This window comes from Bartonella sp. AA18HLJMS (assembly GCF_042197245.1).
Taxonomy (GTDB): Bacteria; Pseudomonadota; Alphaproteobacteria; order Rhizobiales; family Rhizobiaceae; genus Bartonella.
Genome location: NZ_JBHIRP010000001.1, coordinates 280,886 through 305,307, shown reverse-complemented (window position 1 = coordinate 305,307; position 24,422 = coordinate 280,886). Strand labels below are relative to the sequence as shown.

General features: G+C 37.4%; 14 protein-coding genes. 8 read left to right on the top strand and 6 right to left on the bottom strand.

The window, feature by feature from the left end; translation table 11 throughout:
* Window positions 1-466 precede the first annotated feature (466 nt).
* The 7 genes from ACFINW_RS01255 to tsaE all read left to right on the top strand — a co-directional run bounded on the left by ACFINW_RS01255 (window position 467) and on the right by tsaE (window position 10,592).
* Window positions 467-1,165 (top strand): sulfate transporter family protein, encoded by a 699-nt coding sequence (locus ACFINW_RS01255; protein WP_375673676.1) that lies wholly within the window; start codon window positions 467-469, stop codon window positions 1,163-1,165.
* Window positions 1,166-2,171: 1,006 nt separating this feature from the next.
* Window positions 2,172-3,092, top strand: coding sequence for an acetyl-CoA carboxylase, carboxyltransferase subunit beta (gene accD, locus ACFINW_RS01250; protein ID WP_375611366.1), 921 nt, complete (start codon window positions 2,172-2,174; stop codon window positions 3,090-3,092).
* Window positions 3,093-3,096: 4 nt separating this feature from the next.
* Window positions 3,097-4,416, top strand: coding sequence for a bifunctional folylpolyglutamate synthase/dihydrofolate synthase (locus ACFINW_RS01245; protein WP_375639772.1), 1,320 nt, complete (start codon window positions 3,097-3,099; stop codon window positions 4,414-4,416).
* A gap of 44 nt (window positions 4,417-4,460) precedes the next feature.
* On the top strand, window positions 4,461-5,459 hold the full coding sequence (locus tag ACFINW_RS01240) for a complex I NDUFA9 subunit family protein (RefSeq protein WP_375620876.1): 999 nt from the start codon (window positions 4,461-4,463) through the stop codon (window positions 5,457-5,459).
* A gap of 713 nt (window positions 5,460-6,172) precedes the next feature.
* Window positions 6,173-7,570 (top strand): adenosylhomocysteinase, encoded by a 1,398-nt coding sequence (gene ahcY / locus ACFINW_RS01235; protein WP_375620877.1) that lies wholly within the window; start codon window positions 6,173-6,175, stop codon window positions 7,568-7,570.
* A gap of 34 nt (window positions 7,571-7,604) precedes the next feature.
* Window positions 7,605-10,070: an ATP-binding protein gene (locus ACFINW_RS01230; RefSeq protein WP_375673674.1), complete on the top strand. Its 2,466-nt coding sequence runs from the start codon at window positions 7,605-7,607 to the stop codon at window positions 10,068-10,070.
* A gap of 51 nt (window positions 10,071-10,121) precedes the next feature.
* Window positions 10,122-10,592 (top strand): tRNA (adenosine(37)-N6)-threonylcarbamoyltransferase complex ATPase subunit type 1 TsaE, encoded by a 471-nt coding sequence (gene tsaE, locus ACFINW_RS01225; RefSeq protein WP_375612787.1) that lies wholly within the window; start codon window positions 10,122-10,124, stop codon window positions 10,590-10,592.
* 678 nt (window positions 10,593-11,270) lie between these two features.
* On the opposite strand, the gene trxA is transcribed toward tsaE, so the two are convergent.
* From trxA to ACFINW_RS01195, 6 genes are all read right to left on the bottom strand, one after another.
* Window positions 11,271-11,594, bottom strand: a complete 324-nt coding sequence (gene trxA / locus ACFINW_RS01220; RefSeq protein WP_273790200.1) for a thioredoxin — start codon at window positions 11,592-11,594, stop codon at window positions 11,271-11,273.
* A 177-nt stretch (window positions 11,595-11,771) separates the two neighbouring features.
* Window positions 11,772-15,248, bottom strand: a complete 3,477-nt coding sequence (gene addA, locus ACFINW_RS01215) for a double-strand break repair helicase AddA (protein ID WP_375673672.1) — start codon at window positions 15,246-15,248, stop codon at window positions 11,772-11,774.
* A 2-nt stretch (window positions 15,249-15,250) separates the two neighbouring features.
* A complete protein-coding gene (gene addB, locus ACFINW_RS01210; RefSeq protein ID WP_375673670.1) occupies window positions 15,251-18,370 on the bottom strand; it encodes a double-strand break repair protein AddB in 3,120 nt (1,039 codons plus the stop codon).
* 386 nt (window positions 18,371-18,756) lie between these two features.
* On the bottom strand, window positions 18,757-20,331 hold the full coding sequence (locus ACFINW_RS01205; protein ID WP_375639794.1) for a peptide chain release factor 3: 1,575 nt from the start codon (window positions 20,329-20,331) through the stop codon (window positions 18,757-18,759).
* Window positions 20,331-21,992, bottom strand: a complete 1,662-nt coding sequence (locus ACFINW_RS01200) for a lysine--tRNA ligase (RefSeq protein WP_375673669.1) — start codon at window positions 21,990-21,992, stop codon at window positions 20,331-20,333. The genes ACFINW_RS01205 and ACFINW_RS01200 overlap by 1 nt, the downstream gene beginning before the upstream one ends.
* Before the next feature lie 373 nt (window positions 21,993-22,365).
* Window positions 22,366-23,601, bottom strand: a complete 1,236-nt coding sequence (locus tag ACFINW_RS01195) for an argininosuccinate synthase (RefSeq protein ID WP_375673667.1) — start codon at window positions 23,599-23,601, stop codon at window positions 22,366-22,368.
* Window positions 23,602-23,771: 170 nt separating this feature from the next.
* On the opposite strand from ACFINW_RS01195, the gene ACFINW_RS01190 reads away from it, so the two are divergent.
* Window positions 23,772-24,413, top strand: coding sequence for a LysE family translocator (locus ACFINW_RS01190; protein WP_375612781.1), 642 nt, complete (start codon window positions 23,772-23,774; stop codon window positions 24,411-24,413).
* Window positions 24,414-24,422 lie beyond the last annotated feature (9 nt).

Below are 24,422 nucleotides of genomic sequence, written 5' to 3'. Positions count from 1 at the left end.
CGGAGCTACTACGTTACCCCTATTCCATTGAACTCAATATTTTTTTGAAAGCGAGAGGCAAAAGCATGCCGCCAAATAGTAGAAAAGTACAGAATTTTAGGAATTGTGCAAAACAATTAAACATTTAGATAAACGAAGTTAGATAACTCTACTGAATAAATAGAAATAAACAACTTTTCTACCAAATAGTTCTTATTCCTTAATTTTTTACATATATCATATAAACGCAATAATCTACACTATGTACAAAAATACTAAAAATTTCTTCTACAACAGCTACTTTGTTAAATTCTTCTTTGTTTTTAAAAATCAAAATTTCTATTTATTCAAACTTTATTTTTAACAAAGAAACCTTAACCGTTTTTTATAATGTTCTTGAAAAAAATCTTGTAATTCAAAGAAAGAAAAAATCATACAATAAATATATTTCTTGTTTTTTTTGCTTCTTTCCTTAATTTACTAATCTATGATTTTTACTGCTGCTTATCGTGCTTTACAACGTCTTCTAACCTCGCAATATCGTATTATGATACTGAAAGCATTGGGGGTTACTTTTTTCATTCTCACCATTTTATGGTTATGTGTGCACCAACTTTTTGTGTCTTACTTTTGGCCCTGGATTGCTCAATTTCTTCCTGGACTCCCTAGTTGGGCGGGATGGATTGGTTTTAGCATACTTATCATTTTTAATCTTGGTTTGGCTCTTTTGTTGGCTTTTTTGATTGCACCGATCTCAGCTATGATTGGTGGTTTTTTCATTGACTCTGCTGCTGAAATCATTGAAAAAGAGGATTACCCAAACGAGCCTATTGGACAAGCTTTGCCGTTTCAGCGTTCTCTTATCATTTCCTTTAAATTTGTTATTTTAAGCCTTCTTGGTAATGGAATTGCTTTTATTTTATTCTTCATACCAGGTATTAATTTAATTGCTTTTTATCTTATTAATGGTTATTTGCTCGGTCATGAATATTTCTTGTTTGCGGCTTACCGTTTTCGAACAGAACAAGATGCCCGTGCTTTTTTACATACTCATTACACAACGGTTTTTGGCGCAGGATTATTGATAGCGCTTTTTGTTTCGATTCCTATTATTAATCTAGCAACACCGCTTTTTGCCGCCGCCTTTATGACACATTTACACAAAACGCTTTCCCAAAAGACATAGCACGCATCACACAAAAATAATGCTCCTTAACTTTAAATCAAACAAAACTTGTAAGCCCCCAAAAGCATAATATAAAATTTTATGCTTTTCTTTTTATTAAGGCAATATATTGATTTATAATGATAATTTATCGTTTTATGACATGAGTGAAAAACCTAAATATTATGAGGGTTTCTCATTTTAATCCTATTCATATTGGATCAATTGAAATCGTTTGTTAATATGTCATAAACGGAGGTGGTGTGCGGATAAAAGTACTTTCAAAAAAGCGTGAAATATCTTTATATGAATCCTCTTAATGCAAACATTATCGTCGTATTGAAAACTGAAAAAGAATATGATGGTGCCGCTTTGTACCCTCTATTTCAGTAAAAACGGATAGCATAATGTCTTTTATACCATTCATGGAGAGTGTATACTCTTCATAAGAGAGTTTTGGAAATTATTGAAAGATATCTGTGTAAAACAAGCACGTAAATGAGTAATATAATGATATTTTGAGCGTATTCTATTTTAATTGTAAAAAGCGTGCGCTTTAAAGAAACCTTTTGAAAAAAATCTTGCTCTGATGTTAGCGTTTCGCTAATATAGCGTTATTGTATTCATTATCTTTAATGGATTATTTTAGCCTTGTTAGCGCCTTATACTATAAGGTTTCTTTTCTTCAAAACTGTTGATACGAATGATTAATTGGATATTCATTTTTTATTAAAAATAAGGCGTTTGTTAACCATCGCAAGGAGTAAATTTTAACACCAAAGTAAAAAATACAAACATGTAAGTTCTTAGAACTTATGAGAAATTTATTATAGGGAATACTCTTCATGATGCATATGATTGTTATGATATGGGAAAAATTAAAAATTAAAAAACAAGCTATACGTACGCTGATAAAAGTATTAAATAGACTCCTTTGTTCAACCGGTAAAGTAAATGTGACTGCTTAAGTTCTATATTCTTTCAAATCATGCAAAAGATGCACAATATTTAAAGGAAGGTTATAAAGATGAACTGGATTACAAATTATGTTCGTCCTAAAATTAACTCTATATTGGGGCGCCGTGAAATTCCAGAAAATCTATGGATTAAAGATCCTACCAGTGGTGAAATGGTCTTCCATAAAGATCTGGAAGCTAATCAATTTGTAGCTCCCAATTCTGGTCATCATATGCGTATCAGTGCTAAAAATCGTCTCATGCATTTTTTTGATGATGGTGTTTATACAGCTCTTGAAAATCCAAAAGTTGTAACAGATCCTTTAAAATTTCGTGACGAAAAACGCTATATTGACCGGTTAAAAGATTATCGTTCTAAACTTGGGGTTGATGACAATATTTTAAGTGCACGTGGTACGATTGAAGGCTTACCAATTATTGCAACTGTTCAAGATTTCGCCTTTATGGGTGGATCACTTGGTATGGCTTCAGGAGAAGCTATTATCAAAGCTTTTGATACTGCCATTGCTGAAAGGCGTCCGCTGGTTCTTTTTGCTGCTTCTGGTGGTGCACGAATGCAAGAAGGAACACTCTCGTTGATGCAAATGCCCCGTACAACTGTAGCGATTGAAATGTTGAAAGAAGCAAAGCTTCCCTATATTGTTGTGCTGACTAATCCAACCACCGGTGGTGTTACTGCTTCTTACGCCATGCTTGGTGATATTCACATTGCCGAGCCTGGCGCTATGATTGGTTTTGCTGGTCCACGTGTGATTCAACAAACTATACGCGAAACCCTACCAGAAGGTTTTCAAAGTAGTGAATATCTGCTTGAACATGGTATGATTGATATGGTTGTATCGCGTTTAGAAATGAAAACAACAATTGCGCGTATTTTACGCTTGATGATGAAACGCCCTGCTGTTTTTAACCCTTCCGATCCATCCCCAACAGACTCTCAAACATCGCTTTCTAGGACAAAAGCAGCTTAAGTTTATGCAACAAAGCCAAATACAAAGGGTGGTGGATGATTTACTAAGAAATTATCCGAAAAAATTTGATCTTTCTTTAGAGCGTATTGTTCACCTTTTAGAGCGTCTTGGTAACCCACATTTAAAACTTGCCCCTGTTATTCACATCGCTGGAACAAATGGCAAAGGATCTGCTTCAGCAATTTGCCGTGCTCTTTTGGAAAGTGCAGGATACCGCGTTCATGTTTATAGCTCACCTCATCTCGTCAACTGGAATGAACGCTGCCGGTTAGGTCAAAAAGGAGGTGGTCAACTTGTTACAGAAAACCAATTGGCTGAGACAATCCGTGAAATTATAAAAGTAAATCGTCAAGAGCCGATTACTATTTTTGAAATTTTTACAGCCGCTGCCTTTATGTTGTTTAGTATACATCCAGCTGATGTTGTCATTTTAGAAGTTGGATTGGGAGGACGTTTTGATGCTACCAATGTCGTTAACAAACCAGCTGTATCGCTTATTATGCCCATTGATTATGATCATGAGAGCTTTCTTGGAAATACAATTGCTCAAATCGCTTTTCAAAAAGGGGGAATTATAAAACCAAACGTTCCAGTGGTCATCGGAAAGCAGAATTATGAAGAAACTCTTGCTACTTTAATACCCCTTGCCGATAAAAATAAAGCATCTTATGCTCTCTTTGATCAAGATTATCAAAGCTATAAAGAACATGGACGTATGGTTTTTCAAAACCATCAAGGTCTCATGGATCTTCCTCTTCCTAACCTTATTGGAGACCACCAAATTGCTAATGCTGGTGCATCTCTTGAAGCAGTTTATCAAGCGGGTTTTCAACTTTCAGAACAAACCATAAATGACGCTTTGAAAAATATTTATTGGCCCGCACGAATGCAGCATCTTACCCAAGGACTTTTGGTTGATCAACTATCTCCTGATATTGATTTATGGTTAGATGGTGGTCACAATCCTGCTGCAGGAAAAGTTATTGCGGCAGAACTTACACAATGGAGAAAAAAAACAGATCGCCCCATTATTATGATTGCTGGCATGCTTAATACCAAAGATGCTGTCGGTTATTTTCGTCCTTTAGCTAACCTTGTCGATAAAGTATATACGATACCGCTGCTTAACAATATTGCCAGTATCTCTCCAACAGACTTAGCTAAATCAGCCCAAAAAGTAGGAATCCCTGCTGCCCCAAAAGCGCACCTACAAGATGCTTTACATAAAATTAAAATGGAATATAAAGAGGCTATTGTTCTTATTAGTGGTTCTCTTTATCTTGCGGGTGATATTTTGCGTGACAATAAAACACCACCGTGCTAGATAATTAGCTATTTTTAAAGCTTTGAAAGATAGACTTTTTAATCATGCAACTTGATTGTGCACTTTATCAACATCCTAAACTCATTACTGTTTTTGGCGGATCCGGTTTTGTAGGACGACATGTCGTTGAAACTTTGACTAAGCGGGGATATCGCGTTCGTATCGCTGTTCGTTGTCCGCAAAAAGCTTATTATATGCTCCAAATAGGAGAAGTAGGACAAACCCAAATGCTTAAAACAGATATCAAGCATCGTGCCTCTGTTGCACGCGCGTTGCTTGGAGCTGATGCGGCAGTGTTTTTGCCTGGTAGCTTAAAACAAGCAAGTCAATCGAATTTTAAAAACACACAAATTGATGGTGTTTACAATGTTGCTGAATTAACAGCAGAAACTGGTATTCCGCTCATCTATATGTCAACACTTGTGGCTAACGAGAATGCTTCATGTCTTTATGCACGTGTTAAGTTTATGGGTGAACAAATCATTCACAACAAGCATCTTCAAGCAATTATTATCCGTCCATCCGTTATCTTTGGACCAGAGGATTGTTTCTTTAACACCTTAGCAGATTTGTCACGTTTTTTACCAATTATGCCTCTTTTTGGAGGTGGACAAAGCAAATTGCAACCCGTGTATGTTGGTGACGTTGCTGAGTTTATCGTGCGCGCTTTAGATGGACAGGTTGCTTGGGGAAAAAATTATGATCTTGGTGGTCCCCAGATTATCACCTTCCAAAATACTCTTGAAAATATACTCAAAATTATTCACCGTAAAAAAACAATCCTATCCATGCCCCTTTCTGCTGGTCTATTGATTGGAGGAATTTTGGGAACAATCGGTAAATTGCCTTTTGTACCAACACTCGTAACAGCCAATCAGATACGTTTTTTGCAAATGGATAACATTGTTTCTAAAGAAGCTATAGAGAATGGATATACTCTAGAAGGTGTGGGTATTACCCCCAGAGCAATGGCAGCATTCTTGCCAAGTTATCTCTGGCGATTTCGTCCACATGGTCAATTTTCCCAAAACCTACTCGTCTAGAATAAATTCTTCCAAAACTGAGTTAATTATTTGATTTATAATTCATAGCGCGTTGTTAGCGGTTTTAAAATCAGAGTGTTCAATAGAGTGATGTTTTTACATTTTAAATACTCTATTCAGTATCACAAAAAATGTTTAATCGTATATCTATAGTCTTTTGATAAAAATCGTTGAAAACAGGAGAAAAGCACTTCTTATAAACTGTCTTTATCCAAGAGCAGGTGCAACATTGGAATCCTAAAGAACCGATTCTGAACTGCCTATCCATAAACATGATAATCTATGGCTTTACATTTATATTATTTTGCTAAAAAGCTTAATAATGAGATTAAAGTAATTCTTCCTTTTTCAACAACCGCATAAGTGAGTAGAATACGAGTATACTACTTTCGATATTATCCCATAAAAATCAATATAAAAACTGTAAAGCAATGCACCATTTTTATTATTTAAAAGGTATTCCCTCTGGAGACTTTTAAAAGCTTTAAAGTTACGTGAAAAGGATAGAATTTTGTTTATATAATAAAACTTATCATGAAGATCTCCTACTCCGTCAGCAACATCACTACTCAGATCCATAAATGCATATTTGTTGCACAAATTTATGGAGATTTTAAAAGAGCTTTTTCACATAAAGAAGTCCTCTTCTTGTCTTGCATTTTTTTTTAATTTCTCCTACCGTCTTGGAAAAACTTATTTTAAAGGAATGAAGAATGGCAGCTCAAGATTTTGTTGTCAAAGATATTGCACTTGCTGCTTATGGTCGTAAAGAACTTGATATTGCTGAAACAGAAATGCCTGGTTTGATGGCTTGTCGTAAGGAGTTTTCTTCCAGTCAACCTTTGCGCGGAGCGCGTATTTCTGGCTCATTGCACATGACAATTCAGACAGCTGTTTTAATTGAAACATTAAAAGCGATTGGCGCCGATATACGATGGAGCTCTAGCAATATTTTTTCTACGCAAGACCATGCAGCAGCAGCTATCGCCGCAACTGGCATTCCTGTATTTGCCATTAAAGGTGAAACATTGGAAGAATATTGGACTTATATAGATGCAATCTTCCAATGGCCAGATGGTAATCCTTCCAATCTTATTTTAGATGATGGAGCTGACGCCACAAACTATATTTTAATGGGAAGTCGTGCAGAACAAAATAAAGATATTTTATCGCATCCCAAAACAGAAGAAGAAGAAATTTTTTTCAAACAAATACAAAAGCGTATGGATGCAACGCCAGGTTTTTTTACACGACAGCGCGCGGCAATTAAAGGTGTAAGCGAAGAAACCACAACAGGTGTAAACCGTCTTTATCAGTTACAAAAAGAAGGACTTCTACCTTTTCCTGCTATTAATGTTAATGATAGCGTCACTAAATCAAAGTTTGATAATAAATATGGATGTAAAGAATCATTGGTCGATGGTATTCGACGTGGAACAGATGTGATGATCGCTGGTAAAACTGCCATTGTCTGTGGTTATGGTGATGTAGGAAAAGGTTCAGCAGCATCTCTTTCTGGTGCTGGGGCTCGTGTTAAAGTAACAGAAATTGATCCTATCTGCGCTCTTCAAGCCGCTATGGATGGCTATGAAGTTGTTAATTTGGATGATGCTGCTTCCAGTGCTGATATTATCATCACGACAACAGGCAATAAAGATGTTGTTCGTTTAGATCATATGCGACAAGTAAAGGATATGTGTATTCTTGGAAATATTGGTCATTTTGATAACGAAATCCAAGTCGCTGCCCTTAGAAATTTGCCATGGACAAATATTAAACCACAAGTTGATATGATCACCTTTCCCGATGGAAAACGCATCATTTTGCTCTCTGAAGGGCGTTTGTTAAACCTCGGGAATGCGACTGGGCATCCTTCTTTTGTCATGTCGGCCTCGTTTACTAATCAAGTTTTAGCGCAAATTGAACTTTTTACCCGTTCAGAACACTATACAAATGAAGTCACTGTTTTGCCTAAACATCTTGATGAAAAGGTTGCACGTCTACATCTGGATCGGTTAGGAATAAAATTAAGTGTTTTATCAGAAGAACAAGCCGCTTATATTGGAGTCTCACCACAAGGACCTTATAAACCAAACCATTACCGTTACTAATACGTTTCCTTGGGTTAAAAAAGGGAAAGATGCCGTGCTCAGCTTTGGTGACTATAACCCCAAAGAAAAAACTCAAAAAGAGATCCGAATCTATACGTATATATTTTGCTTTTTTTTCTTTTTTTCTCCAACATGCGCTTTTGCTCAGTCATTGGAAGGTTATTTACCATTTTTCTTCACTTTGCCGAATGGTCCATGGCTGCTTTTAGCGCTGTGTGGAGGAATTTCTTGTGCTTCACTTCTCTCGTGTATAGCTGTTACCGTGCGTGCAAAAAAAACTGCACAGAAGCCTTTGAAGATAATTCAGGCAAATTTTTCTGAAAAACTTAAATATTATGAATGGCTTCTGGAAGAAACCGAGCAATTCCTTCTTATTTGGGAAAATCCAACAACCTTACCCCGTGTTGTTGGTGCTCTTTCTGCATTGCAAAAAATAGGAATCGATCAGAAAGATTTTCAGCGTTTTGAGCTCTGGGTTGAAGAAAATTCTCTGCGAGAACTTGATTATGAATTGACTCAACTACGTTGTAAATGTCACCCTTTTGATCTTTCTATCACCACCACAAACAATGTACCGCTACAAGTTACAGGAGTCATCGCAGGAACAGTCGCCATTGCTCGTTTTCAAGATATCTCAAAACAACAGAAAGAAAATTCTCGTTTACAGAAAGATATCGCCCGCCTTCTTACTGAATTGAGAATGCAGCGTAATCTTCTTGATCTTATTCAAGAGCCCGTATGGATAAAAGATTGTGAAGGAAAAGTTTGTTTTATCAATCGCGCCTTTAGAGAAATGACAGATTTTCGTGAAGACAGTGATGACGTGGGGGATCTTTTCAATGAAAATACACAACGCAAAACAGATGAAACAGAAACAATTTTTCAAGAACATGTTTATACGGTTATTGGTGGAGAACGGCACCGTTTTCATCTCACACGTATTACAACAGCTGAAGGGATGGCAGCTTTTGCACGTGATGACAGCGCATATGAAAATCTTGCTCATGAATTAAGATATGTTCTTCAAAGCCATTGTGAAACACTTGACCAAATTTCAACAGCTGTAGCCATTTTTGATACAAACCAAAAATTAAAATTCTGTAATCATGCTTTCAAAATTTTATGGCCGTTGGAGAGTTCTTTTTTAGAAAGTGAACCAAGCCATACATTGTTTCTTGAACGTTTACGTGAAAAGGGGCTCATTGCTGAACACCCTGATTGGCGCGCATGGAAAGAAGAACTTTTAAAAGCCTATTGGCAAACAGAATCGAACCAACAAATTTGGAATCTTCCAGATGGACGTACGGTGCGTGTTGTCTCGAACCCTCATCCACAAGGAGGTGTCACTTGGCTTTACGAAAACCTTACAGAAAAAATTGATCTTGAGCGCCGTTATAATACACTTATTAAAATACAAGGTGAAACACTTGATAAACTTTCTGAAGGTGTGGTCGTTTTTGGTACTGATGGACGCCTTCGCTTATCGAATCCTGCCTTGTCGAAATTGTGGTCTCTTCCTTATAATTTACTGGTAGAAGGAACCCATATTACACAGTTACAAAGCCATTGTTCAGCCTTAACCTTGGGGCAAGAATGGGATCAATTTACCAAGTTCATTACCGGTTTTGCTGAAAAACGTGAAACATTTTCAGGTCGTATAGATCTTAAAAATGATATGATTATTGACTATACTCTGGTCCCTCTTCCTAATGGACAAACGATGCTTACTTTTGTGAATGTTACGGACACTGTCCATGTTGCGCGTGCTCTTCAAGAAAAAAATGAAGCATTAGAAAGTGCTGATCGTTTGCGTAATGAATTTGTCCAACATGTTTCTTATGAATTACGCACACCTCTCACCAATATTATTGGATTTTCCGATATTTTACGTGATCAAATTTTCGGCTCTATCAATGAACGTCAACAAGAATATCTTGAACACATTCATTCAGAATCAGGAACTCTTTTAAATATTGTTAACGATATTCTTGATCTTGCTACCCTTGATGCAGGCATTATGGAGTTGGACATAAAATCGGTTAACATTGCCGATGCTATGATACAAGCAGTAGCACGTGTAGAAGATCGCCTTAATGAACGTCATATTACGCTTTTACAACAAATTTCTCCTTCCTTAAATTCTATTTCTGCTGATGAAAAACGCTTGCATCAAATTTTTGTGAATGTACTGAGTAATGCTATTAATTTTGCAACGGAGGCGAGTACTATTGAATTTTGCGTCGATGAACAAGATGATAACATTGTCTTTAGCGTTCACAATCAGGGCTCTGACATCCCAGAAGACGTTCTTGATCGTATTTTTAAACGTTTTTCTTCCCATTCACACCATGGTGGGCGTGCGGGAGCGGGTCTTGGCCTTTCCCTTGTAAAAAGTTTCGTTGAACTACACGGTGGACATGTTGAAATTCTTACCGGTTCTGGAAAAGGAACAACAGTTAAATGTTTTTTCCCACTCTCCAAAGGAGATACGATTTTTTAATTTTAACCTTTATGATAACAAAAATTTTTCATCCATTTCATGGAACTTTTAATGAATTTTAGTTTTTTTCTTGAAAATGAAGAGGCAACAAAGCTTTTTGCACAAAATTTAGCTCTTTCTTTAAAGCCAGGAGATCTTGTAACGCTGCAAGGAGATCTTGGAACTGGAAAATCAACCATTGCACGTACAATCATTCAAACACTTGCGAACGATAACACTATGGATGTTCCAAGCCCTACTTTTACTCTTGTGCAAAGCTATCAACTTCCAAAGTTTGAAATTATTCATGCTGATCTTTATCGCCTTTCTATGGCAGAAGAAATTGATGAATTAGGGCTTCATGAAGCTCGTGAGAAAAATATTTTACTTGTTGAATGGCCAGAAAGAAATACAGCTCTTTTAGAACTCGCCACTTTTGCACTCACCTTACACTATAAAGAACATGGGCGTCATGTAACAGTTAGATCAGCGCAACATTCCATTGAATGTTTGCAACAGTCTTTTACAATTCGTACATTTTAAAAAAACATGAACATCATCATTTTTTAATTTGATAATACCTCAGTACTACCTATGAAATCTGAGATGATGGACAACATAAAGAAGGCTTCATGGAGGCACCAACCATGGAAGATGAAACGAAATGCTGACTCTTTTATATAACAATGACATAAATTGCAAAGGACAGCCGTTAATTTATAGAAATTCATCAATTTATTTTAGAGAATCTGATACCTACAATTTTGATTCTAGAGAATAGTATAAGAGAATTTTAAATTGAAGTGGTAACCCTTTAGAAGAGCATTCTATAACCTGTAGTGAATTGCTTGTTTCTTTCTGCTTAAAAATTGTGAGCTTCAGAAAAGTAATTTGCAAAGTTTTTGCTTAAAATCTCCTTTTATGTGTTGAAAGCACTATCTATCTCAATAGTCTTATCTAAGAAGAAATACCTTTATGAAATTATCATTCACCCAATATTTTTAACGCGCCTATAAGGAAAGAATTGCCTATATTCTTCATACAAAGCAATTTTTTATAAAAATGGTCAATTGAATCATGCATAAAAGCACGAATTCTTAAATTCATTTACAATTTTGATTTTTATTGTCTTTTCATTATAATATAATGCAAAAAAGAATATTTTAAAAAAGTCAAAAGGAGAGACAAAACTTCTCTCCTTTAGAGTGATTATATGTGGAATTAACTAAGCCCATCTTTTATCCATTCAGAAAGACGTCCTTTAGAGGTAGCGCCAACCATATTCGATGAAATATTTCCATTTTTAAACATTAATAATGTAGGGATAGAACGTACTCCGTATTGGGTAGCCAGTTCCGGATTTTCATCAATATTTACCTTAGCAATTTTAACTTGATTTTGCATTTCTATTGAAATCTCATCCAACATTGGAGCAATCACTTTGCAAGGGCCACACCATTCTGCCCAAAAATCAACCACAACAGGGGTGGAAGAGGTTAGAACTTCACTTTCGAAATTGTCCTTATCAACTTTTATACACGTCATTGATTTATCCTTTATATTCACTTTTTATAGATTGGTATAATAACAATTCATATCAAGTTATTGCAAAGATAAATTATTAAAGGACTTTTTTACACCAGAGATTGTGCGTTGTGTTTGTTTGAGCGATTTTATGAAAGTAAATAAAGTGTAAAGATGATTTGCAAGGAAAAGAGTAGCTTATAAAGCAACTTCACTAAGAAATGCCTCAAGTTTTTCTGGAGGAAGTTTAAAAATTTTGGCTTCTTTACTGTAGATAAGCAGAGCCTGGATATCTTTATCGGGATGAATAGCTTGCAACAATTTTCGGTAAAGAGCTATTTGCAACCAGTGATGGGAAGCAATAGCAGCTTCATTTTCTGGTGGGGTTCCTGTTTTAAAATCTGCAAAGATAACACTGTTTTGCGTGATGTAGAGACGGTCAATTTGACCAGAGATTGCTTGTTCTTTTCCACGAATTTTCACAATACCCATTAAGGAGACCTCAGCACGTGAATGCTCAGAGAAAAGGGGCTTGAGGTAAACATGATCTAATATTTTCCAAATATGGCGAAGAGCATCTTCTCTTTGGCTTTCATCCCAATGAGAGGCTTTGATATTGAGATAGTTTCGAGCATAATCTCGACGTTTTTGTGGGGGACAATCGGGCAAATACTGTAACAATCGGTGAACGAGATTACCATATTCAATGGAAAAAGCCCTGTTGGTATTTTTTTCTCCCAAAACAGGCGAAACGCTATGATATTTTGAATTAGAAGAAATCTCGGTATCAGCCTCAATGGAAAGACTAGCAACAGAGGGTCTCAACGGTTTTGGTAGCACTGGTTCTTCTGGTATTTTATGGGAGAAAAAAGCAGGTAACGCTGGTAAGGTTTGAGATTCAGTGCAAGGAACTTTTGAGTTTATAGAAGCAGAAGAAGCAGGTGTAATGCAATAACGCCAAGCTGCAATATCTTCCGAAGAATCTTTTATAGCAAGGGCATGCGGTTCGAGGGCTTTTTTTACGAGTTGTAACCATGTATGAGATGGCGTTTTCGGACCTTTATACCCACAAATAAACAAGCGATCTTCAGCGCGTGTCATTCCTACATAAAGAAGACGCCTATATTCTTCTTCTGCACGCTCTTTTAAATATGAAATTGCTTGTTTAGAGAGTTTTGTATTAAACTTTTCATTGGGATGCCAAATAAAGGCTTGTTTTCCGTTCCATTGTGCATTGTTTAAAGGAACTTTAAGCAAGTGAGGCGCATGCTGAGGATGCCAAATCGCACTACCAGGATCGACTAAAAACACAACAGCAGCCTCTAGTCCTTTTGCAGCATGAACAGTCATAATGCGAATTTCTTCATTACTTTGTTCAAATTCACGTTTAATTTCTGGTTCGCTTGCACTTAATGTTTCTAAAAAAGCTTGTAATCCTGGTAATCCTGTTTTTTGAATAGTGAGCGTATAATCCATAAAAGCATCGAGCACATCATTTGCTTCAGATCCTAAACGGGATAGAATTTTTTGCCGTCCCTTATCATTATTCAAAATATGGCTATAAAACTCGAAAACTGGTATTTTATCCACTAAAGCGCGATAATGGTTTAGCTTTTCAAAAGCATCTTTAAAAGATACCTGCGATGATGTATGCGCACACAGACTTTGCCAAAGAGAGCCGGTGCGGTGTGCGGCAAGCTGATAGAGTTCCTCTTCACTAAGAGCAAAAAGTGGGCTTTTTAAAACACAAGCAAGAGAAAGATCATCTTGTGGCTGTAAAACAAAACGCGCAAGCGCCATTAAATCACGGATACTAATATGTTTGGTAAGCTGTAAACGATCAGCCCCTGCTACGGGAATATTACGGTGTTTAAGAGCACGAGAAAGAGCTGAGACAAATTGATCACGTTTACGGACCAAGATCATAATATCACTTGCACGTATTAAGCGTCCTTTTGCTGGAAGCATTTCGCCTTTTTGTAACCAGTCAGCAATCGTTTCAGCAATTTTTTCTGCTAAACGGACTTCAGGTGTATCTAAATGATTAACAGTTGCATGCCAATCTTGAGGAAACTCACTCGTTTCTTTTGAAATGGCATCCCATATAACAACTTCACCGGGACTGTGAACACGGATAGCTTCATGCACCGTTTTTGTATTTTCTGCCGAAAGTCCTTTATAGTTTTCTGGTGTTTCAAAAACAAGATCAACGCTTTTAAGAACATCTGCTGTAGAGCGAAAAGAATAATGCAGTTGTATTTTTTCAAATTGCTGATTTGTTTGCTGCACTTTTTTTTGAATAATTCGTCCATTTGCAGCAAAATTTTCTGGAGCAGCGCCTTGAAAAGAATAAATAGATTGCTTTTCATCTCCAACAGCAAAAAGAGTCCGTATGTTTGTTCGTTGGCTATACCCTGAAAAAAATTCCTGTGCCAACAGTTGAATAATTTGCCATTGCTCAGGGTTGGTGTCTTGTGCTTCATCAAGTAGAATATGATCAAGTCCCTGATCAAGTTTATAGTGCACCCATTGGCTTGCACCTTTGCGCTGTAACAAATGAAGTGTACGCTCAATAAGGTCATCAAAGTCTAAGAAGCCATTGGACTTTTTTAGATTCTTATAAATTTTGAGATAAATAGTACAGAGCTGAAAAGCAGCCATATTGAGGGTGGCAACCTTTGCGCATTGATATTTTTCTAAAAGAACAGAAAGCTTGTTTTGTTTATCTTCAAGCATTTGTTGAATAAAAGGCCAAATTTCATCTGATTTTTTATGAAATAAATGTGAAAAATTACGCGGCTCACCTTTTGTTGTAAAATAAATATCAGAAATAATATTGAGAATATTTGTCTCATCATGCACCTTTTCTAATTGGGAAAGTTTTGCCACCATATCCTTAAAGCTTTGATTACCATTGGTTTCACAATGCTTAAGAGCATAAAGAGGAAGGCGCGCTGTTTGTTTAATTTGTTCCAGAAGATATTGATTTGTTTCATTGGGCGCTAAGTTAAAAAGCGCGCGCAATTTTTCTTCTCCATTTTCAGATAAAAGAGAAGATAAAAAATCAGACAATTTATGTTGCTTTTCAACTGCCTCATAGAGCAATTGATTAAAAGTATGTTCGCTAATAACTTGAAGTAACTGTTGCAAAGCAGGTTGTACATCACGACGGGCTAAAAGTTCGCGACGGGATTCTTGTTGTAATTTTTTTCGACCGATATCATCGGGAAGTTCAAAATGCCCTGCAATATTGGCTTCTAACATAAATTGATGTAAGAGAGCTTCACAAAAAGCATGAATCGTTTGAATTTTTAAGCCACCAGGCGTTTCGAGGGCACGCGCAAAGAGTTGCCTTGCATAAGTTAGTTTTTGCGCATTAACAGGTTTTTTTTCAAACCGTGTTAAGGTTTCTTGCAGCTGTGCATCATCGAGCTCATTCCAACTAGAAAGCGTGCGAAAAATTCGTGATTGCATAACAGCAGCAGCAGCTCTTGTATAAGTAAGGCATAAAATACGTGCTGGAGGCGTACCGTTTAAAAGCAAACGGATAACACGTTCACTTAAAACGTGGGTTTTTCCAGATCCAGCATTTGCAGAAACCCACACGTTTTTTTGGGGATGTGTTGCTGTTGCTTGTGCATCAAGAGCGGCTTCAGGAATAGAAAAAAACGTCATGATTACTCTTCTTTATGAAAACCACTTGACCATTCCCACAACCGAGCCAAATGGTCGTAGTCACCTTCATATCGTTTTGACATGGGGACAGCATGTGAGAGATAGCCTTGTTGTGGATTTTGATAATAAGTTATGAGTGCGATAAGATTTTCCCATGCATTTTCAGCAAGATCAACAGCACTTAGATAAGTTTTTCCGTCTTTTTTCTTTAAAAGAATTGATTGGGATTTAATTTCACCTTTTTTGTTAAGGGGAATGTAAAATAAATTTGAGGGTGTAAAATCTTGAAAATCTGGGAAGCCCCCTTGTATGAGTAAAGCTGTTTCTAAAGCCAATTGCGGAAATAATAATTCACGAACTTGTTTTGATAAAGGAGGCGTTCCGGTTTTGAAATCTAGAATTTCAACCGTTTTATCTGGCAAAACATCAAGACGATCAGCACGTCCTGAAAGGGTTACCCCTGTTGTTCCTATAGGGATTTTTTGTGATACCACTTCCGAATATCGCTCTCGCAGTCCTAAACTTTGTTCCCATTGAATAAAGCGTGGAGCAAGATTTTCAAAACTATTCCACCAAATTACTTCAATATCGGGTGGAAAGTTGAATTTATCAAACTCTTTACGCCCAATAGCAAGCAGTACATTGAGTGCATTTGCAGCATTTGGATTTTTCATTTGTGTGCAAAAAGCTGCAAGAATAGCGTGATAAAGTGTTCCACGTTCTGAAGCGCTAGGATCATGAATAAGTTCTTTAAGTGGTTTGAGCCTTAAGATTTTTTTGGCATAAATAGCATAGGGATCATATCGCAATGTTTCTATTTCAGTGACTGAAAAATGGCGCGGGCGTATATCAAGAGGTGGAGAAGGGCAAGGACGTTCCACCTCAGAAGTTATGCTTGTATGATCAAGCATCTTTGCCCAATGGCGTAGTATTTCACCTCGTTCACGGATTTGTTCCCAAACCTGTTTTCCTACAACTGTTTCCATGCGTTGTAGCCAGCGTGATGGAATGGAAGGCGTATGATTAACGCGCAATGCGCGACTCATCACCACTTTATCCATTCCCATCGCCCATTGAAAATCATGCGCAGAAAGACCAATACGCTGCTCTGGTGGTTCCAGAGTTAACATCATTTTCATCGGTCGCGATAAAAAAGCATCATTTCGGGTTGATATTGGCCATGACCCTTCATTAAGACCGCCGATGACCACTGTATCAACCGTTTGCAAACGCGATTCCAAAGTACCCCAGATGAATAAACGTGGATGTCCTCCAGGCGAAGGTGCGACGGAACGAGTTGCTATTATGGCAGAAAACATAGCAGGCCATTCGCAAAGATGAAATGTTAATCCTGATTGATCACTGACCAATTCACGTAGAAACTTTGATAGGGCTTGTCCTGCTTCGTGTTGATAAAGATGTGCAAGAGAATTATCCTCATTGCGACCAAAATTTTCAAAAACCTCAACAGTTGCTATTGCAGCCTCATTGATGGTGCATTCTTTCTCTTGTTTCATAAGAGATGTTAAAGGTTCAACAGCTGTCCTCAAAAGATGACAAAGGAGACGTGCTTCTTCACATTTCTGCTGATCAAGGGTGTCGATTTCAGAACTATTATGAAAGGATGTATCAATCCATTTTTCAAGAAATTGATCACACTCGCAAAGATTGATGCGCCCTGTATTCCCTCGAAGAACAAAAAGTTCAAAATTTTCTGCCATTTCCCGTAAACGATGACGATTTTGTTGGAGTGTTGTAAGGGGATGTTTAAGAAGAGAAAGAAAAGCAATGGGATCATCAGGTTGCAATACATTTTCTAAGATAAGTCGTAAGAGAGTTACAGGCAATGTTTGTGCAAGTGGTATTCCGCCTGAATCATTTGCTTCAATTCCAAATCGCTGTAATTCCACGGCAACACGGCGTGCTAAATTACGGTCATTTGTAATAAGGGCTGCAGTTTTTTTGGGTTTTTCAATAGCTTTGCGTAAGGTAACAGCTATAGCGAGAGCTTCTTCACGTTCATTTATAGCTTCAATAAATGACCAATCTGCACAAAGATTTTCATAATCATCACGGACAATTTGTATCCATTTATCTGTTGTAGAAGCAGGTCGGAGTGCTTCTGATAAAAGAGCCATTCGTTTTTTCTTTGTTATACTTTGTTGGCCAATTTCGCAAACATGATGACGTTGACACTCCATGAGAGTTAGAAGTTTTTTTAAATGATATTGAGGATGGCTAAAAACATTTTCTGCAGGATCAAAAAAATCACAAGCTGTTTTTTCTTTATTGCTTGTGCTTAGTGCATTCCATTGTTCTTCATCCATATGAAGATCAAGGCCAGGAAGAACAACAGCCCCTTTGGGCAGAGAAGCTATAACCTTTAAAAGATGAGAAACTGCGGGCATAGAACCTGACACACCAGCAGCAATGATAGGTTTATCAGGCTGCGTGCATCGCAAAGTCTCTGCATGCATTGTGAGTGCTTGATTACGCCATTCCGCGGGATTGCTTCGTTGCCTTTCGGTCAAGATTTGTGGCCAATTTTGCGTAACAATAGTCAGAAAGTCGAGCGTTATTTGCCACCATTCAGCGACCATATCAGGTGCAATATCTTTAAGTTTCGACCAATCTGCTCCTTCTGTTTCAATTTCGTCCATCAAATGCGCTAAATCCTGAGCAAGCCAAATTGCATCAGCACTATGAGCCGGAATAAGTACACCTTCTGTACCAAACATGGCACGCAGATGCGCAGGTAAATTTTCACGCCATGGGCGAATAAGGCGCGCTAAAAGCAGTAAGCGTTCACTTTTTCCAATGGGTGGATTCAGAGTGCTGCTATGATTTTCAACAAAAAGGAAACTGTCTTCATCGACATCTCCTAGAGCACGAATGGTTGGTAAGAAAGTTGATTGTGTATCGCTTCTTTCAACAAAGGCTAAACGTAAAGCGCGAGCAGCACGACGTGTCGGAACATAAATAAGGCTATCGGCAAGGGCAGTTTGAATGTCTCCATTGGGAGCGAAATTATCAATAAGGGTACCGGAGAGCAGTGCCTCAACAAAGTGAGGCAAAAAAGCCATTCCAGAAGATATAGAAAAGACACGTGGTTTATAAGTCATATGATCTCATATTGGGAATAACAAATTTCATCTTATTGATTATTTGCTTTATTTTGACTGTATACAATTTTCATACAAGAAAAAACTGAAAAGCTCTATTTATACAGGAGATTTTTAGCTGACATTCAAAATACTGAAATATATGACCTTGTCTTAAGCTATTGTGAAAAAATATATCAAAATTTTAAAAGACGTTACAATTACAAATATATTATAACTTATTGAATATTATAAAATAAATTTACCGTATTCTTTATACAGTGCAATCTGAAAGTGTTCTTTACATACTCCTTTTGTTTTCAGAAAAAATAACAATATTCAGATCCCCAACTCAATATGAAAAATCATTATCAACCAAATTGTTACATAAAAAATTCTTCTTTACATTAAAAGCTTACTTGATAATCTTTAAAAGTAGAAAATTTTATCTTAGGAGCTCTTTCTGCTTCATAATTTAATGAAAAATGGTTCTCCGCTAAAAAAACTGGATCACCTTCTAAATCATACGCAATAGCAGAGCGGTGATTGCTGAGAAACTTTTGCAACTCATCTTTGCTCTGCGCTGAAATCCAACGGCATAAATTAAAGCGTGCAAACTCAAAATTCACTGGCAAAGAATATTCTATTTTTAATCGCTCTTTTAAAACATCAATTTGCAAAGCACCAATAACACCAATGAGAGAAGGCGACCCATCATCAGGAATAAACAATTGCACAACCCCTTCTTCAGCCATTTGTTGCAAAGCTTCTTTGAGCTTTTTTGCTTTCATTGGATCGCCCAAACAAACACGACGCAAAATCTCTGGTGCAAAATTTGGTACTCCCTTAAAGAGGATATCTTCTCCTTCAGTCAAAGTATCGCCGATACGCAATGTTCCATGATTAGGGATTCCTACGATATCACCAGCATAGGCTTGATCAGCAATTTGGCGCGAACGCGCAAAGAAAAATTGTGGAGCCGAAAGTGTCATCGGTTTTCCTGTTCGGACCAACTTTGTTTTCATACCACGTTCAAGTGTTCCCGAGCATACCCGAAAAAATGCAATACGATCACGATGATTAGGATCCATATTCGCTTGAATTTTAAAAACAAATCCCGTCATTTTAGGTTCAGTTGCTATGATATTGCGCTGATCTGCACTTTGATCACGAGGACTTTGACCAAAATCAATAAGTGCATTGATCAAATCACGAACACCAAAATTTCGTAAAGCTGAACCAAAATAAACCGGAGTCATATGACCTTCACGGAAAGCTTGAAGATCAAAATTCTTGCAAACACTTTGAGCAAGTTCTACCCCTTCAATAAAAGTGGAACGTTGATATTCAGGGAGTAAATGGACAACCTCACTGGGATTTGAAACGATCCGCTGTGTTATCTCATCATCTTTTTGGCGAAAACGGTTATGATGAAGGTCATAGGTCCCGACAAAATCTTTACCCGACCCAATGGGCCATGTTATGGGGGCGGTATCAAGAGCAAGCTTTTCTTCAATTTCATCTAAAAGCTCTATAGGATCACGTGCCTCACGATCCATTTTATTGATAAAAGTAACAATAGGAATATCCCGCATCCGACACACTTCAAACAATTTTAATGTTCTAGGCTCAATCCCGCGGGCCCCATCCAACACCATAACAGCACTATCAACAGCTGTGAGTGTGCGATAGGTATCGTCTGAAAAATCTTCATGGCCTGGGGTATCTAGGAGATTAAAAATATGATTTTCATATTCAAACGTCATCACCGAAGTCACAACGGAAATACCACGATCACGCTCAATATTCATCCAATCAGAACGGGTTTGAATACGATCTTTTTTGGCTTTTACTTCTCCTGCAAGTTGAATAGCACCACCAAACAATAAAAGCTTTTCTGTTAATGTTGTTTTCCCCGCATCTGGGTGAGCAATAATTGCAAATGTACGGCGTCGCTTTACTTCCTGCACTCTTCGTTCCATTATTCCTCCACAGGACGTGCAAGTGTTTCAGCAATCAGTGCACGCATTTCATTAATCCCATAAAGCGCTATAAATGATCCCCATCGTGGACCTCGCTCTTGTCCAAGAAGGACTTCATACAACATTTGAAAAAAACCATTAGAAACACCAGGCCCACCTTCAGGGCTTTTTTTGCTATGATCTTGATAGCGTTCCGTTAATCGTGCAACATCAAGAAGCATATTTTGTAATATGTTGCCATCAACAGTTTCAGGTAAATGAGCTAATTTTTCATCAATTTGTGCTAATGTTGCTCGTTCGCTATCATCTGGTATACGAAATTTCTTGTTTGGTTTAACAAAAACATCAAAATATTTAATGGCAAACTTCACCAATTGATCAAGTTCTGGATAAGTTTGTGCATTTGCTTCTTTAGCGTAACGAGAAATAAAACCCCAAAGAACTTCTGCATTCTCCGCATTTGAAGCACTTACCAAATTTAAAAGCATCGCAAAGGATACAGGCAAATCAACCTGCGGTGGACAACCATTATGAATATGCCATACAGGATTACTGAGCCGTTCTTGCCATTTTTGACGACCATAAGCAGAAAGATGAGCATAATATTCATCTACAGCTTTAGGAATAACATCAAAATAAAGCCTTTTTGCTGTTTTAGGTTTTGAAAACATATAAAGCCCTAAACTCTCTGTTGGGGCATAAGTAAGCCATTCATCAATGGTTAAGCCATTTCCCTTGGATTTGGAAATTTTCTGCCCTTTCTCATCTAAAAAGAGCTCATAGTTGAATCCTTCTGGGGGGGTTCCACCTAATACTTTACAAATTTTAGAAGAAAGATTTGTGGAATCGATAAGGTCTTTTCCGGCCATTTCATAATCAATGCTAAGTGCTGTCCAACGCATTGCCCAATCTACCTTCCACTGACACTTAACTTTGCCCCCCGTAACCTCTGTTTCTATGGTTTCTCCTGTTTCAGGTTCAATATAAGTGACAGTCCCTTTTTCAACATTACGCGCAATCATCGGTACCTGTAATACTTTTCCAGAAAAGGGAGAAATCGGTAGAAAGAGTGAATAGGTCGCTTGCCGTTCTTCACCTAATGTTGGTAAAATAATTGCCATAACCTTGTCATAACAGGCAAGGATTTTCAAAAGTGTTTCATCAAAACGACCGGAATTGTAATAATCCGTAGCACTTGCAAATTCATAATCAAAACCAAAACGATCAAGGAAAGCCCGTAACCGCGCATTATTTGCCGCTCCAAAAGAAGGATAATCATCTCCAAAAGGGTCGGGTACACGGCTCAACGGTTGACCAAGATAATGTTCCATCCTCTCGCGATCAGGCACATTCTCAGGAACCTTGCGCAAACCATCCATATCATCAGAAAAACAAAGTAATTTTGTTTTTACTTTATTCTCCGTGAGAATATGAAATGCATGACGCACCATGGTTGTACGTGCAACTTCCCCAAAAGTTCCAATATGCGGTAAACCAGAAGGGCCATAACCTGTTTCAAATATCACACTGTCTGGATAACCCGTTTTTTCATACCGTTTGATAATCTTACGTGCTTCTTCAAATGGCCAAGTTCTCGATTGAGAAGCTGCATCTTTTAATTCAGGCGTAAGGTTGAGGGTATCACACTGATCACGCATCATTATTTATCCTAAAAATTACACTCTTTTAAAATAGGGTGTATGGTTCTTGAATTTATTCGTCAATAATAGCAAGCAAAAAGATGAAAATTTCTTTATACTCTTAAGTCACTATACAAAAACCGCCCTCGTTATAAACATATTTTGTTCTGATAAAAATCAAAAACATTCAATATTATAAAGCAAAATTGACTTGTTTTGATTATCGAAGCCTCCATTGCTATTATTATCATGGGTTTTGCTTATTATATTTATTAGCGCAGAAGATAAGCTTCTAGTATTGAACGAAAGAACGGTAAAAACCAACAGAAAAATGCTTAAACTAGGCATTTCATACAAAAGCATTAATCCACATTACACTTGTCACCGTAACTTTCTATTTCTTTTCTTTATCAACTTGATGACGCCTTGCTAATGTACATAAACGTAGGGCATTTAATTTAATAAAACCAGTTGCATCTCTTTGATCATAAACACCTTGATCATCCTCGAAAGTTACCAACTCACTGGAATAAAGTGATTTTTTACTTTGGCGCCCTTCAATAATTACATTCCCCTTATAAAGCTTTAACGTGACTTCACCTTCAACATGTTCTTGAGATAAATCAATCGCTGCCTGCAACATCTTACGTTCCGGCGAAAACCAAAATCCATAATAAATGAGTTCTGCATAACGTGGCATCAATTCATCTTTCAAATGCGCTGCACCACGATCTAACGTTAAAGATTCTATTGCTCTGTGAGCCGTCAAAAGAATGGTTCCACCTGGTGTTTCATAAATACCCCGCGATTTCATACCCACAAAGCGATTTTCTACCAAATCTAACCGACCAATACCATTATCGCGCCCATAATGATTTAATTCTGCAAGTAAAGTTGCAGGAGATAAATTTTTTCCATTGATTGAAACAGCATCGCCTTTTTTAAAGCCAAGAGTAATTCTGGTTGCTTGATCTGGAGCATCTTCCGGCGAAAGAGTACGCATATGGACATATTCAGGAGCAGGAAGTGCTGGATCTTCTAAAATCTTTCCTTCTGATGAAGAATGCAATAAATTTGCATCCACTGAAAAAGGCGCTTCACCTTGCTTATCCTTTTCTACAGGAATTTGATGAATACGAGCAAATTCAAAGAGATCTGTCCGACTCTTAAAATCCCAATCACGCCATGGAGCAATAATCTTTATATCAGGATTAAGCGCATAAGCGGAAAGCTCAAAGCGTACCTGATCATTGCCTTTTCCTGTTGCTCCATGAGCAATGGCATCTGCCCCTGTTTCCTCAGCAATTTCAATAAGGCGTTTTGAAATAAGTGGACGTGCAATTGATGTTCCTAAAAGATAAGTCCCCTCATAAACGGTATTGGCTCGAAACATCGGAAACACAAAATCACGCACAAACTCTTCGCGCAAATCTTCAATGTAGATCTCTTTAACACCTAGCATTTCAGCTTTACGACGAGCAAGTTCTAGCTCTTCTCCCTGCCCCAAATCTGCTGTAAAAGTTACAACTTCAACACCTCGCGCACTTTGCAACCATTTAAGAATAATTGACGTATCCAATCCACCTGAATAAGCCAAAACAACTTTTCTAATATTTTGCCACTTTTTCATTTTAACGTTCTATATGAGCTACTTTTTTATTTCTACCCAAAAATCAAAACGATGTAAGAAATATAAAAATAAATTCTTTTTAAGCAACATTAAAAAGACGCAAAAAGCGTAAATAAAGGCGCCTCAAAGTATAAATAGTAAACACTGCTTAAAAATAAAAGGAGATTTACGTGTCATTTCTACCGGAGTGGTCTATTGTTGTACAATTTGCTTTAGCATCGTTGATTTTAGCACTTATTCCAGGACCAGATATGATGCTTTCTGTAGGACGAACCATTACACAAAGCAAAAAAGCTGGAATTATGTGCGCCTTGGGTAGTGCAACAGGGTTTGCCATTCAGGTTACGGCTGTAGCACTTGGCTTATCAGCGCTTATTTTTGCTGCCCCACATACTTTTGTTCTTCTGAAAATTGTTGGCGCCTTTTATCTTTTATGGTTTTCCTTTCAAGCTTTACGGAGAAACCCCACTTTTTCCTTTGAACAGACATCTTCTAAATCTCAAAGCGCTAAACGTAACTATCTTGCTGGTATTGGGATTAATCTTCTCAATCCTAAAGTTATACTCTTTAACGCGACATTCTTACCACAATTTATCAATGCGAATGATCCTATGGCAACACAAAAATTGCTCTTTTTAGGACTCTCTTATATCCCTATTTCTTTCCCCATTACAATTGCAATCGTTTTTACAGCGCATAAACTTACCAAAACTCTCAAAAAGAACCCTCTTTATATTCGCTTTCTCGACTGGCTTATTGCTGGTACTTTTACCAGCTTTGCCCTCCATCTCCTTGTGGTTACAAAACATTGATTTATACGT